Source organism: Staphylococcus sp. HMSC034G07, assembly GCF_001835975.1.
Lineage (GTDB): Bacteria > Bacillota > Bacilli > Staphylococcales > Staphylococcaceae > Staphylococcus > Staphylococcus ureilyticus.
On record NZ_KV826593.1, the window covers coordinates 1 to 13808 of the forward strand.

Annotated in this window: 13 protein-coding genes and 1 pseudogene; 2 read left to right on the plus strand and 12 right to left on the minus strand. The window is 31.4% G+C overall.

Annotation, left to right across the window (positions count from 1 at the left end):
• Positions 1 to 400 precede the first annotated feature (400 nt).
• The 7 genes and pseudogenes from HMPREF2586_RS01225 to HMPREF2586_RS01255 form a co-directional block, all read right to left on the minus strand.
• On the minus strand, positions 401 to 1465 hold the full coding sequence (locus HMPREF2586_RS01225; RefSeq protein WP_046208387.1) for an Mrp/NBP35 family ATP-binding protein: 1065 nt from the start codon (positions 1463 to 1465) through the stop codon (positions 401 to 403).
• A 472-nt stretch (positions 1466 to 1937) separates the two neighbouring features.
• Positions 1938 to 2006, minus strand: a pseudogene (locus HMPREF2586_RS13020) (hypothetical protein); the annotation flags it as partial.
• Positions 2007 to 2072: 66 nt separating this feature from the next.
• Positions 2073 to 2528 carry a SepA family multidrug efflux transporter gene (locus HMPREF2586_RS01235; protein WP_046208389.1) on the minus strand — a complete coding sequence of 152 codons (456 nt, stop codon included), beginning with the start codon at positions 2526 to 2528 and terminating at the stop codon, positions 2073 to 2075.
• Positions 2529 to 2715: 187 nt separating this feature from the next.
• On the minus strand, positions 2716 to 4059 hold the full coding sequence (gene sdrM, locus HMPREF2586_RS01240) for a multidrug efflux MFS transporter SdrM (protein WP_046208390.1): 1344 nt from the start codon (positions 4057 to 4059) through the stop codon (positions 2716 to 2718).
• Between the two features lie 248 nt (positions 4060 to 4307).
• Entirely contained in the window at positions 4308 to 4991 is a 684-nt protein-coding gene (locus HMPREF2586_RS01245) for a PAQR family membrane homeostasis protein TrhA (protein WP_046208391.1), read from the minus strand.
• 18 nt (positions 4992 to 5009) lie between these two features.
• A complete protein-coding gene (locus HMPREF2586_RS01250) occupies positions 5010 to 6197 on the minus strand; it encodes a UTP--glucose-1-phosphate uridylyltransferase (protein WP_046208392.1) in 1188 nt (395 codons plus the stop codon).
• Between the two features lie 115 nt (positions 6198 to 6312).
• Positions 6313 to 6813, minus strand: a complete 501-nt coding sequence (locus HMPREF2586_RS01255) for a metal-dependent hydrolase (RefSeq protein ID WP_046208393.1) — start codon at positions 6811 to 6813, stop codon at positions 6313 to 6315.
• Positions 6814 to 6990: 177 nt separating this feature from the next.
• Between HMPREF2586_RS01255 and HMPREF2586_RS01260 the strand changes: the two genes are divergently transcribed.
• Both HMPREF2586_RS01260 and HMPREF2586_RS01265 read left to right on the plus strand, forming a co-directional pair.
• A complete protein-coding gene (locus tag HMPREF2586_RS01260; protein ID WP_046208394.1) occupies positions 6991 to 7251 on the plus strand; it encodes a SunI/YnzG family protein in 261 nt (86 codons plus the stop codon).
• Positions 7252 to 7433: 182 nt separating this feature from the next.
• A complete protein-coding gene (locus HMPREF2586_RS01265) occupies positions 7434 to 7751 on the plus strand; it encodes a heme oxygenase (RefSeq protein ID WP_046208395.1) in 318 nt (105 codons plus the stop codon).
• A 104-nt stretch (positions 7752 to 7855) separates the two neighbouring features.
• Here the strand turns inward: HMPREF2586_RS01265 and HMPREF2586_RS01270 are convergent, their stop codons facing one another.
• From HMPREF2586_RS01270 to HMPREF2586_RS01290, 5 genes are all read right to left on the minus strand, one after another.
• On the minus strand, positions 7856 to 9229 hold the full coding sequence (locus tag HMPREF2586_RS01270; RefSeq protein ID WP_070657844.1) for a YjiH family protein: 1374 nt from the start codon (positions 9227 to 9229) through the stop codon (positions 7856 to 7858).
• Between the two features lie 404 nt (positions 9230 to 9633).
• On the minus strand, positions 9634 to 10596 hold the full coding sequence (locus HMPREF2586_RS01275) for a FecCD family ABC transporter permease (RefSeq protein ID WP_046208397.1): 963 nt from the start codon (positions 10594 to 10596) through the stop codon (positions 9634 to 9636).
• A complete protein-coding gene (locus HMPREF2586_RS01280) occupies positions 10593 to 11627 on the minus strand; it encodes a FecCD family ABC transporter permease (protein ID WP_070812600.1) in 1035 nt (344 codons plus the stop codon). The genes HMPREF2586_RS01275 and HMPREF2586_RS01280 overlap by 4 nt, the downstream gene beginning before the upstream one ends.
• A gap of 12 nt (positions 11628 to 11639) precedes the next feature.
• The gene (locus tag HMPREF2586_RS01285; RefSeq protein WP_046208399.1) at positions 11640 to 12650 is read right to left on the minus strand and encodes an ABC transporter substrate-binding protein; all 1011 of its coding nucleotides are present in this window, start codon (positions 12648 to 12650) and stop codon (positions 11640 to 11642) included.
• A gap of 94 nt (positions 12651 to 12744) precedes the next feature.
• Positions 12745 to 13806, minus strand: coding sequence for an alanine racemase (locus tag HMPREF2586_RS01290; RefSeq protein ID WP_046208400.1), 1062 nt, complete (start codon positions 13804 to 13806; stop codon positions 12745 to 12747).
• Between the last annotated feature and the right edge of the window lie 2 nt (positions 13807 to 13808).

Sequence of the window (13808 nt, forward strand, 5' to 3'; positions counted from 1 at the left end):
GACATATTGCAATTCAGTTTTCAATGTTCATTTTCGATAAATAATTGCTTTCCTATCTTATCATCTTCGTTAACGTTTCGTCAACAAAAAATCAATTTATTTAACAATCACTTAACATCACTTTAATAATATTAAAATATTATTTCCTTTTTTTCAAGTATATTTTTTACACTTTTAAAAATTTATTTAAATAATGTTTTGCCGTTTTTGACGACTTTTATATATTATCAATTTGACTATAAAAAGTCAATGGTTTATATAAATTTTTGTAGCAAACTTTTACAACTATATAACAACACATTTGTTGGTCACAAGAAATCATTTTAACACCAATTCAAAAAATTGCAAGAGAAAAAAATGAGTAGAAAACTTTAATTTTCTACTCACGCTTCTAAAAACCTTATTTTTTTGTTTTGTCGATGATTTGTTTTGCCATTGATTGATATATTTTACCTAGTCGATCTTCTGCTTGGTAAATGGATGGTGCGAAATCTTTTGGATTCCATGATGGTTGCTCTAAAGGTAATTGACCTAAAAGCTCAGTTTGCAACTCATCTGCTAATTTTTCTCCGCCACCTTTACCAAATACATACTCTTTATTTCCGGTTTCTTTACTTTCGAAATATGACATGTTTTCTATGACACCTAATATAGAATGTTCTGTATGTTTAGCCATAGCTCCCGCTCTTGCTGCAACAAAAGCTGCAGTTGGATGAGGTGTAGAAACAATGATTTCTTTACTGGATGGTAACATCGTATGTACATCTAAAGCAACATCACCAGTACCTGGTGGTAAATCTAAAAGCAGGTAATCTAAATCTCCCCATCGTACTTCAACAAAAAAGTTAGTTAACATTTTACCTAACATAGGTCCTCTCCATATAACTGGTGCGTTTTCTTCAACAAAAAATGCCATTGAGATTACTTTAACACCATGTCTTTCAACCGGTATAATTTCTTTGCCGTCTACTTCCGGTTTTTTATCTATTCCCATCATATCTGGAACACTAAATCCATATATGTCAGCATCTACGAGTCCAACTTTTTTGCCTTCTCTTGCTAGTGAAACAGCTAAGTTTACAGCAACAGTGGATTTACCAACGCCCCCTTTTCCAGAAGCAATCGCTATAAATTCAACAGGATTATCTTTTGATAATAGCCCTTCTATTGTTTGTGGTTGGTCATCACTGTTACCTCTATATTGTTCAACAACATCAGACGGCAGCTCCTCAAACCTTATCCCAACAGTATTCGCACCATTTTCTTTTAGCACTTCCACAATAGCCATTTGTAAATCTAACTGAGGCTGTCCTCCTAACTGAGCCATTGCCACTTTCACACTTACATGTTCTATCTCATCTTTTGTTGTTACCTCTATGATCCCATCTGTTTCCTTTAAAGGAACATTAATAATTGGATCTTTAAGTTCTCCAACAAGTTCTTTAACTTGCTCTATCGTTAACACAAAGCGTCCCCCTCTATTTTATAAATATATCCATTAATATTCTAACAAACATCACTTAATTTTGCTTTAAGTAGTTTACATTTAGTATAAATATAATCTTAGTAATACAAAAGAAGTTAGCTCAGTTTGTTTTAATTCTTAACAACTGGAGCTAACCTCTATACTTTCTTTATACCTTTCGCATGTTAAATTCGTTGACATCCCTGTTTTCCTTAATAAACAAAGCTATGATAAACCCAATAACAACGAATACACTAATAACTATAAATGAGAACTCCACACCATTAGCAATCGCTTGTCGTTGTAATAGTTCTTTATTTTCTATACCTCTAGCATTCTGAGTATATATCTTTGTTCCTATTGTCATAACTGTAACCATCAAGGCAGTGCCTATGGAGCCCGCAGTAACACGGCCAAAATTACTTATTGCAGCTCCATGAGAAATCTCTCTTTTATGAAGTGCATTAATGCCAGCTGTATTTAAAAGTGTCTGATTTAATATAGCAATAAAAGCACAGATAATCATAACCGCAACAATCATGTTTCTATTTGTTTTAGACAAATATTCTACGGACACTTAATCACCTCTCACCACTTATATCATCGACTATTTATTCTGATTAAGATTTTCGCTATCAGGATAAAAGACTTCTTTACACACAAATAACATACCCATAATTACAACAATTACCCAAAAATCAATATCTATATATGCATAATGAATGTGAACTATAAAATAGAATAGTAATGTGGTAACAGTAAATGTTATTAAATGATACGTTATCCCTTGAAAATAAGGGTTATCTGGTAGTTTTTTCCTAAAATAATCCATCAAATTTTCAATGATAAACAATGTAAAATAACCCAATACGATATAACTACCATAATAAATCAAGTTATCATAAAAGCTTTTATTATAACCAAAGTATGCTAGATGAAAAAATATAAGGATACGACTTAATCCATATAAACCAAATCCTAAGAATGCAAGAAATATAGCACCTGAAATGATAAATACCGAAAGTACAATAAGCGTCGTAAATAAATACTTTATATATTTCATTGCTTACTGTCCTCCCCTTCATCTAATTTATTTTCTGTTTATTTTACATTAATTCTTAATTAAAAAACTGTTTCTTATTTTACCATTATAACAACATACACCAAAATACAAATAAGCAAGTATTAAAATTCACTAAACTTCAATACTTGCTTAATAATTAAAATACATATGACTTTTCATTTTTATTCTAAGAATTGCATTTGTGATTATCTTGTTTATATTGTGTCTGCCAAAGTACAAACAATATGATTAAGATGATAAGACTAAGTATAATCACATTGTGTATCGGTAAATGGATAAATGAAACCGTTAAACCATAAACTGTCCCCATAATTGTAGAGCCGATAGAATTACCTAGACTTTTCGTTAATGTATATAGTGACATCATGCGTTTCATATTCTGAGGTGACGTTTCTTCTTGAGTTATTACACTGTCTTTCGTATATACTGTTCCAAAACTAACACCAGCCAGCAATAAACTAAACGCTATAAATATCGGTGTTTTTGTACCTGCGAATATAAAAATGCCACATATTGTTAAAAGAGTAAAAGCAAATATATACAAACCTTTTCTAGACATTTTTGCTTCTAACCTATTTAAATTAAAATTCAACACTAACCAAGCAAAGGAAATTGGAAAAATAACAAATCCACTCTGCAAGGGAGATAGACCCAGTTCTTCTTGTAGATATATTGGCATATATAAATTATATCCCATCAGTATCATTGCATATAAAAAATCTGTAGTAAAAACGAGTATGATAGTTTTATTAAATTCTTTAACAGGGAAGAAAGGAGCTGCTACACCCTTTTCATTTTTAATTAATATCATACCCATAATAATTGCTATAATAAATGAAAGACAATTTAAATACCACAGATTGTTATTCATTACTGTAAACATTAAAAAGAAAACAAACAGATAAAATAACATAAGTCCTTTCATATCTAATTTATGTGAAGTTGTCGTCTGTTCATGTTTAAAATGAAACGTAAATATGACCAATAACATGGCGATGATAGCGATAGGTATATTAACGAAAAATAACCAATGCCAAGTAGCTAATTCTAAAATTCCGCCACCTAAGACCGGACCTATAATACTGGATATCCCCCACACACTACCTACAATTCCCATAATTTTATATCTTAAAGGAATTGCAAAAGCAAGCTTTGGTACAATTTGGCTCAAAGCCATCATTATTCCTGCACCCAATCCCTGAATAAAACGCGAGATAATTAAAATACCAAATGTACTACTTATACCTGAAAAAAAGCTTCCAATTGTAAAAAATACTAATCCCAAAAGTGTTATGTATATAATTTTAGTGCGATCCAATAATTCACCTACAATTGGATTAGCAATCACAATTGCTATAAAGTAAACTGAAAATATCAGTGATATTGAACCAGTCACATTTAAATCTTCTTTTATAGTTGGCAATGCTAATGAAACGATTGAAGTTTCAATTGCAGACATAAACATAATTAGTATTAATGCAACAACAACACCAAATGTTTTTATATTCATATTTAATCTCCTAACACGAAACATTCATTATCAATCATTACTAAATCACTATTTGTGCCTAAGTTCAATAGGTTTCCAGTAAATTACTTCTTTTGCCCTATAAAAATGACTAAAAAGAAAGCGAGAATTAAAATCAAATGAACCATTTTGATTTATCTCCCGCTTCCCTGATTAGCTGTATTTCTTTAATCTCATTAATCTTATAAATTAATAATGTTTTACATTAAAACGTTCCATCTATTCGATCATTACATAAAATATAAAATAGCTATAAAGTGAAACACAGAAGCTATTAAAATAAATAAATGCCAAATCATGTGAAAATACGGTCGCTCTTTTTGTGCATAGAACCAAGCACCTATCGTATAGGCTATGCCACCCAACAATATGAATAACATAAACTTCAAGCTCGTATCGAAAAGAATTGTAGGTAAAAATATTATCCCAATCCAACCCATCACTAAGTACATCGTTAAGCTAAGCTTATGATTTACATGTTTAGCCAATGATTTATAGAGTATGCCCCAAATGGTTATGCCCCATAAAACTATCATTGCTGTCCAACCTATCCAACCACCTACTAACACTAGACATACAGGTGTATAGGTACCGGCAATGGCAATATAAATCATGCTATGATCAATGATTCTAAGAATAAATTTGTGCGACGAATGATTAGGCATTGTATGATAAACCGTTGAAGATAAAAACATTAAAAAAATACTTATTACATAGATAGAAACACTAAAAGAACCTAAAATACCATGCGCAAAATAACTTTGTAACGCTGCATATGGTAAAGCGCATAATGTTACAAAGGCAGCGACGCCATGTGATACTGCATTACCAATTTCTTCTCCAAATGTTAATGGTATGATATTTTTAAATGTTTTAGTGACTTTATTACTTTTAACCTCTAATGGTTTAGTCATTAGTGTAATCACCTTTTCTTAGATCCTATTTAAACGTTTTAAATCAGCTGTAGCAGTTTCTACACTATCTTTTCCTTCTTTATTCTTTAACGGAGAAAACTCTTCTTCTCTTGGCACTTGTAATGTAAGAAAACTATTTGCATATTGGAAAATATCAAAATAAAATAATTCAAATTTTAAAGCGGGTTTTTCAATAATTCCAAAATCGTCATCCAATTGTTTAAGCTGTTTTACTGCTAAATGATAAGGCAATTTATTATCTACAGCAGCGTTAATAAATTGTAACTTAAACATATGTATACCAATGTTTGCATTATTTAATTGGTTTGCAGTTTCCGCTTCTAGTTCAGAGTATTCAAGCACGGTATCTTTATCAGCATTTTTAACTAACCTTCCAACACTCTCACCGTGTTTAGGTTGAATCGATTTCGTCGTAATATCCATACTATTTTGGAAAGTGTATCCTGCAAAAAACAAATCTAACACCTTCACTAAAACATTATCAATGTTATTTAAAAAGATATATTCAACACCGTTTTCAGTCATGTCTTCAAGATAGCCTGCTTTTTTCAGTGATTTAAATACACCACCGTTACCATTTGGCGTTTCTAAAATAGAACTATCTACATCTAAAATAAGTTTTCCTTCTTCAGATAATGCAACGATATTATCTTGAATAAAGAAATGAACGTGGTTCTTGTCATATCCAAAATAATTTTTTTCTTCAAAAAACAACTGAGTTTGACTATCATTTATTTTACTTGTCATAATGTACCAATCTACATAAACACCCGATTGTTCTTTCAATTCTAGTAATTGACGTGCTTGTAATTCAAATAGGCTCACATCTTCAATCTCAAATGCACCCTTAGGTCCTTTGTATCCTAATCGTGTGCCTTGTCCGCCTGCCATTAAAACTACTGCAAATCTTCCTTTTTTAATAGCTTCTAGGCCAACATGTTCAAATTGTTTAATTTCTTCTTCAGAGAAATTTTCTTTGATATCGTATTTCACTTCATTTACTGAAGATATGTCATCTATTATTTGTTTATTTAAATACAAATCACGATATAAATTTTGAATGTAAGTTAAATCTAATTGATCCACTTGACTAGCTAATTGTTCTTTTTCATTATTACTCATTAATTTTTCAAATTCTATTAGATGTTCTTGGTTAAACTTTTCTAACTCTTTCTTATCTAACATGTCCTCTCTCCTTTATATTCAAAATAGATAAAAAATATATATTATATCTAATAGGAATATATAATTTCACTATATGCACTTTATATTATTACAAATATAATCACAACCATAATCATCATAAATTTAAAAAGAAATGATTAAAGAATGGTTTGAATAATACGTATAGTGCACCTATTGAAAGCGCGCCTGCTAACGATAAGTCTACTAAGCCACCTGTTTTAAAAACTAAGGGGAATTTAATCGTTAACGGTATTGGATATAATAACTTTACACCTCTAGGCGTTAACATATCTAGTATAACATGTGAAAGCAAACCAAGGATAATTGAAACTAAATAATACTCTGGTGTTTGAATAATATATAAAAGGATACCAATTATAGAAATAAATAATAACGAGTGTGTGAATGTCCTGTGCCCAAACAGTATACGAACAAAAAAACTTAATACTTTGAATCGCCTGCCAATTCTACTCTGCGTGTGACAAATATCAGGTAATAAGCTTGATATAACTGCAAGTGTCATTATTGTTATCGATGTAAATAAATCTGTCTGATAGTATTCTATAGTTAATGCACCTACTAACAAACCGCATGATGTGTGAGTTTTGCCTGTCATGTTCATTGCCCCTTTTCTCGGCTAAATTTTACCATAAAATCCACAATAATGCGAACATACTTTCGTAAAAGATAAATAGTATGACATAATAAATAAAAGTATCACACAATCACTTGAAAACGATTACTTTTTGTTGTATGCTATAGCTATAAATAATTTAAAGGATGTGTTCACGATATGGCAATGACAGTAAAAAAAGATAACAATGAAGTAAGAATTCAATGGAGAGTCGCTGATATTAAGATTCCAACAAGCGAGATTAAAAATGTTTCACAAGATCAAAATATCCATGCAGTTCCAAAATTAGATAGAGATAAAGTTTCACGTATTGGTTCTACATTTGGAAAAACTAATCGTGTTATCATCGATACTGATAACCATGAATACATTATTTACACACAAAATGATCAAAAAGTTTATAATGAAATTACAAAATAGTAGTCACTAAAAGTTAAACTTAGTGAATTTAATTGATTATAAAAAGAAGTGAAATTCTGAAAAATAGGATTTCACTTCTTTTTATATGCAAACACATGAAATAATAAATAAGGGTTTTCAATCAGATAACAGTTTAGTTAAATGCTATACTAAAAATATCAATATGAAAGTAGGTGGAAAATATGTATGTAGTTACTAATCGAATAGATGTTAAGAAAGGGTTTGCTGAAAAGCTAGCTCCGAAATTTACACAAGGTGGAAAAATTCAAGATTTAGATGGCTTTCATCATATTGAAGTATGGTTAATAGACGACGAGACAGATTACGACCAAATGTATGTTAATACGTGGTGGGAAAATGAAGAAGCTTTTAATGGTTGGCTAAAAAGTGATGCTTTTAAAGAGGCGCACAGTCAAAGAAACACTTCTTCACAAGATGAACCATCACCTATTTTAGGAAATAAAATCGTTAAAGCAACTGTTTTAACAAAACTTCACTAATTAAATAAAACACACACATTTACACATATAAGAAACGTTTTAAAGGTCAATCACTTTTAAAATAATTTCAAATATGAGTTTATGTGTGTTTTATTTTGTTTAATTTAATTAAAATAAAGATGGGCCATTAATGCAATAATCGGTAAAGCAATGATTGTTCTAATCAAGAAAATAACAAATAATTTAAAAATACTAACTGGGATTTTAGATCCTAAAATCACGCCACCCACTTCAGATAAATAAATCAACTGCGTAATACTTAAAGCACCAATGACAAACAATGTTATGTCATTTCCAACGCCTTCAATTAAAATAGATGGCAAGAACATGTCAGCAAAACCGATCAAGACAGTTTCTGAAGCTTGTGCAGCTTCTGGAATTTGCAATAACTCTAAATAAGGAACAAAAGGTTTACCTATAATTCCAAATATTGGAGTATAAGTCGCAATGAGCGTAGCTAAAGTTCCAACACTCATCACAACTGGTAATATAACGAACCACATATCTATAACTGTTTTAAAACCAGATTTAAAGAACAATTTGAATCCTGGTGCTTTGATTCCAGTTTCAGTAGCCATGTCAAAACCATGTCTCAAAGCAGTTTTATTTGCAGGTAACTTTTCAGTACGCATTTCCTCAGATACTTCTTTTGAATATTCATCTTTAATCGTACTCAACGGCCATATTCTAGGTAAAATCAAAGCACATACAATACATGATACAATTACTGATAAATAAAAATAAAAGAAATGATTTTGCATATGTACTGTTTCTGCAACTACAATTGCAAAGGTTAATGATACTACACTGAAGGTAGTGGCTATAACTGTCGCTTCACGTCTAGAATAAAAACCACCTTCATACTGTCTACTTGTTATTAAAACACCAACTGTCCCATCACCAATAAATGATGCTAAATTATCCACTGTCGAACGTCCTGGTAATGTGAATAATGGCCTCATGATTGGTCTGAAAATAGGTCCTAATAATTCCAATAAGCCATACTCCATTAATAAAGGTAAAAAAAGCGCAGCAAAGAAAAATACAGATACAAGCGTTGGTAATAAACTTTCAAACACTAAACCACCAGTATCAGCAGAATAAACTGCTTTTGATCCCATTTTTAAATATGTCATCCAGACAAAAATAACGGCTAAAATTCTTAAAATAAGCCAAACAAATTTGACATTAAATGCATTATTCATTAATCCTTCAGGTTGCAATTTATTTTTTAATACCGTCGAACAGATGATAGATAAAACACCTGAAATAGTTATTATTATTACAATGATTAATGGCATCGCATCACCTAATAAATCTTTTAATAAGCCTGCTAAAAATGCCACTGGTAAAGTCGTTTGCTTTTCGCCATCTTCAGTCACAGTTACAGGAATCAAAAATAGTATAATCCCCAAAACTGACATCAAAATGAATTTTAATCTTCCTTTAATAATTTGTGCTTTACTGTAATCGTCCATTTTGTTCACCCCTTAGGTGTGTATATATTTTTATAAACACTTTAAAAGCAACAGCAATAATTATAACCTATTTTGTATAAATATGTAAATTAAATTTTTATGTCTTTTTAATGTCATAATTTTTTATAGATAATAAAAGGGAGCGGAACAGAAATCTAATTTTATAAAATAGATTTCGTCGTCCCACCCCGGCAAGCATGACTAGAATTGAAAAAATTATAAATTAATTGCTTGAGCCGTCGCTCATGCATAAGTCCCTTTAACTCGATAAAATATGAAGTGGACTTTTATTTTCAGCTCAGTCATTTACTGTCAATGTGCAATGAGGCTAGTACGAATCTATTGTTTCTCAGCCTCTACTTTAAATGAAAGCGTTTTCTTTTTCAATCTTTTATATATTAAATTTATAATTTTCTTAATAAAAACAGAAAATAAGGCACACCAACAATAGCGACGATAACACCAACTGGAATATCAATTGGCGGGTGAATACCTCTTGCTAGGCTGTCACTTATCATTAAAATTAAAGCGCCTAACAAACCAGACATAAATGTAATATGTTTGTGCTTGTGACCAACTAACTGTCTAGCCATATGAGGTGCAATAAGTCCTAAAAAGCTTAGACCCCCAACAACAGATATTGAAGCACCTGCTAGAATAACAGCTAAAAATAAAAGTATTGCCTTTACTTTTTTCACTTTTGCTCCGAGTGCAATCGCTATATCATCACCTAATGTTAAAATATCTAGTTGATGACAATAATAAAATATCACTGGTAATGCAACAATAAACCAAGGTAATATCACCCACACATTTGACATACTATGACCATATAAGCTACCTGTCAGCCAAACTAATGCCGTATTAGCATCAAGGGGGTTACGTATGAGCATATATTGCACGATTGCTGTACATATCGCACCTATCGCTAAACCAATTAGCGCTAACTTAGAACCTTTTACATTAAATTTTGATATTAATATAGTTAAAATCATACTGATAATTAATGCACCTGCAAAAGAGCCAAACGGCAATATGAATAAAGGCGCTGATGGAAATAACATGATAATTGTAACAGCAGATAAACTTGCACCTTTGGTAATACCAATCACATCAGGGGAAGCTAGCGCATTTCTTACAACGCCCTGTATTAATGCGCCAGAAATGGCAAGGCTACTACCTACAATTAATGCTAAAAACATTCTTGGTGCTCTATATTCGTTAATAATAAAATTATTTTGTGTAAAAAGGCTACTTACTGCTTCAAACGGATTGATGAATACAGCACCTATGGAAAGAGACGCAATCGACGCAATCAATAACAATACTGTGACAAGCGAATATCGAAATATGAATGGTCTCATCATAGCCTTCTCACCCCTTTTATTGTAAATGCTAAGAAATAAAAAGCACCTATAAATGACGTTACTATGCCTACAGGTGATTCAAAAGGAAAGGCAATCAATCTGCTTAAAACGTCAGATAATAATAATAAATTTGCGCCGATAATTATTGTTAAAGGAACCATTAATCTATAATCAGTTTTAATATAATGTTTAACGATATGCGGTACAATCAAACCTACAAAACCGATTGGACCTGCTATTGAAACAGAAGTACCTGCCAGTACAATAACTAAGATACCAATAATCATTCTTATTAATTTAACATTTTGGCCTAATGAAGTTGCTAAATCTTCACCTAATTCCATGATTGTCAATTGTTTAGAAATGATAATTGTACAAATAAATGCAAGTATCAACCACGGCAAGATACCTAAAACTTGCGTCCATGTAATCGACGATAAAGACCCTACTAACCAAAACATTACCGTTGATGTAGCATCTTCATTTAATAAGATAATGCCTTGTGTCATGCTTGAAAAAAATAAATGGATAGACATTCCAGCAAGCGCTAACTTAATGGGTGTCATCCCTTTTGTTGAGCCAGATAATGCATAAACCGTAAGCCCTCCTATAAATGCACCTATAAAAGCGAATATCGTGGCATAAGTCGACAATGAAGGCATGATCATAGTAATCAATACAATCACGAAAGATGCGCCAGAATTTACGCCAAATATTTGAGGAGAAGCCAATGGATTTCTAGTCATTGCTTGCATTAACAATCCTGCTAACCCTAGCGCTGCACCTATGAATAATCCTGCTAACATTCTTGGGATTCGTACATTATGTATTAAAAATGTTTGTTTAGTATGTGAATGCGTTAAAAAATAATCATTAAAATCATTTAATGTAATATGAGATGCTCCTACACTTAAGTTAAAATAAATAATCACAAAAAGCGCACACACACTCACAATAAATGTGAGTGCTGTGCGTTTATTATGTTTCTTATCTTCAGTTTTGGTTTGGTTAATGCTATTAGACTTAGTCATTTACCGTTCACCTTACTTTTGTTGTTTATCATTTTTTTCATCTTTTGAAATCTCTACTAATTGTTTAGCTATCTCTTCAGAAGAAATGATGCCTCGTGCACGAGCCCAAGTATTTCTATCTACAACTGCAATTCTATCATTTTTAACAGCATCTAAACTTTGCCAAACTGGTTCTTCTTCTTGTTTTTTCAAGTTTGGATCATTTTTTCCCTTGTCCACCATGATAAACATGCGTCCTGGATTAATATCTGAAAGCACTTCTGAATTTAGTTGTAAATATGGTCCTTTCAAATATTTAGATAGGTTATCTGTTTCAGTTTTATTAAGCGCGTTGTTAAAGCCTAATTCTTTCAATAATTCACCAACATATGTGTTTTCTGGATGTGCGAGCAAACCAGATTTGGCAATGACTGTCGCTAATACTGGTTGTGATTTATCCATTGTTATTTCTTTCTTGTATTTATCCATTAACTCATTATGTTTTTTTAGTCTCTCTTTTCCTTTATCTTCTTCACCTGTAGCTTTAGCAATTGTTTTAAAAGCATCTAGGTTATCTTTATAATCACTATCAAAGCTTGGTAACATAATCGTTGGGGCAATTTTTTCTAAATCTTTTTGTATACCCTTATGTCTGTTGCTATCTGCAATAATTAAATCTGGTTTCTGATTACTAATTTCTTCCAAATTTGGTTGTTTACGTGCACCCACTGATTGATAATCACCTATTTTTTCACGAATCGGTGCTAAAATCCTCTCTTTTTTTCCATCATCTGCCACACCAACCGGTTTAATATCTAATGCAGCCAATGCATCAACAAATGAAAACTCAAGTGCAACTACACGTTTAGGTTTTTTATCAATGTTCGTTGTTCCCCCATCATGCTTTATCGTTGTGCCGTTTTTACTTTTGTCGTCATTTTTAGATTGGTCAGAACCATTGTCACTAACCTTACCGCAAGCCGCTAGCAAGATAAGCGTTACTGTAATTAATAACAGACCCATCCATTTAGATCTTTGCTTCATCGTTTTCACTCCTTAGATATGTATCATTACACATCTAATTTTATTGATAACGATTCTCAATGTCAATAATTTTTTTATTAAAACTTGATAAAAATCAAATTTTATTCAATATTCCCTTAATTTGGGGATAACACATTTTTTCAATGATATCATCACGCTTATAGTCTTTTGGTAAATTAGGCACAAACATACTTTGCGCTAAAGCTTTGTAACCTAGGCTAAACTGAATTTTATCTCCAATATGATAATGTTCATTATTTAACAAATCTATCATAAGGTGATCGCTCGTTGCACCCAAAACTTTCACTTGATGATGTAATGGTTGAATATCGTTGACGTCTGTGTCTAAATTTCCTATATCTACAATTGCTTGTAAATAATGTTGACCATCATTTACGTTAATACGTGGCTTAATTTCCACAATTTCTGTCTCTAAAATGATGGCATTTTGATATAAAGTATCAAATGAATGATTCGTCGTCGTTTCAATGCCTCTAAATAAAGTTTCTCCGATCCTTAATTCGTTAATTTTCCCTAAGTCATTATAAAGCATTTGTAATAGCATACTAGAGTTGCCACCTGAGATAACATCGAATTGCATATGCATGACTTCCTCGATTGAAGTTATAAATTGATTAATCAGCTTAACATCTTCTTCAGTCGGAGCAATTGCATTAAAACACATAAAATTAAAAGCCAATCCTTTAAGATAGATATGATGCATGTTAATAATTTCTTTAATATAATCAATCACATCGTAAGTCAACACACCTTCTCTAGCATCTTTCCAATCAACCATTAACAATATATTATGTTTCACATCATAATTACTTGCGATTTCATTGATTTGTCGTATTGTTGCCAATTCAGTTTGAATACTCGTGTCAACGTAATGAACTAAATTTTCTAATTCATTACGGTTACTATTTCTAATTAATGTATAAGACATTGCTTTATCTGTACTTTTTTGAATATTACTGATTCTTGCGTCTGCAACATGTGTAATGCCAATATTTTTAAACATTTCAACGATTTTTTCATCGCCAGCCACACATTTAATCACAGGTGTAAAATCAATATGGTGCTGATTTAAAAGCGCACTTAAAGTCATGGCATTGTACTTAATTTTAGAAAGATTTACTTTGATCTTTGCCATAA

Bases quoted from the DNA above. Each gene is read 5' to 3' on its own strand.
- HMPREF2586_RS01260 (WP_046208394.1), top strand. From the start codon at position 6,991: ATGGCAATGACAGTAAAAAAAGATAACAATGAAGTAAGAATTCAATGG.
- HMPREF2586_RS01245 (WP_046208391.1), bottom strand. From the start codon at position 4,991: ATGACTAAACCATTAGAGGTTAAAAGTAATAAAGTCACTAAAACATTT.
- HMPREF2586_RS01265 (WP_046208395.1), top strand. From the start codon at position 7,434: ATGTATGTAGTTACTAATCGAATAGATGTTAAGAAAGGGTTTGCTGAA.
- HMPREF2586_RS01285 (WP_046208399.1), bottom strand. From the start codon at position 12,650: ATGAAGCAAAGATCTAAATGGATGGGTCTGTTATTAATTACAGTAACG.
- HMPREF2586_RS01290 (WP_046208400.1), bottom strand. From the start codon at position 13,806: ATGGCAAAGATCAAAGTAAATCTTTCTAAAATTAAGTACAATGCCATG.
- HMPREF2586_RS01280 (WP_070812600.1), bottom strand. From the start codon at position 11,627: ATGACTAAGTCTAATAGCATTAACCAAACCAAAACTGAAGATAAGAAA.
- HMPREF2586_RS01255 (WP_046208393.1), bottom strand. From the start codon at position 6,813: ATGACAGGCAAAACTCACACATCATGCGGTTTGTTAGTAGGTGCATTA.
- HMPREF2586_RS01270 (WP_070657844.1), bottom strand. From the start codon at position 9,229: ATGGACGATTACAGTAAAGCACAAATTATTAAAGGAAGATTAAAATTC.
- HMPREF2586_RS01250 (WP_046208392.1), bottom strand. From the start codon at position 6,197: ATGTTAGATAAGAAAGAGTTAGAAAAGTTTAACCAAGAACATCTAATA.
- HMPREF2586_RS01235 (WP_046208389.1), bottom strand. From the start codon at position 2,528: ATGAAATATATAAAGTATTTATTTACGACGCTTATTGTACTTTCGGTA.
- sdrM (WP_046208390.1), bottom strand. From the start codon at position 4,059: ATGAATATAAAAACATTTGGTGTTGTTGTTGCATTAATACTAATTATG.
- HMPREF2586_RS01275 (WP_046208397.1), bottom strand. From the start codon at position 10,596: ATGATGAGACCATTCATATTTCGATATTCGCTTGTCACAGTATTGTTA.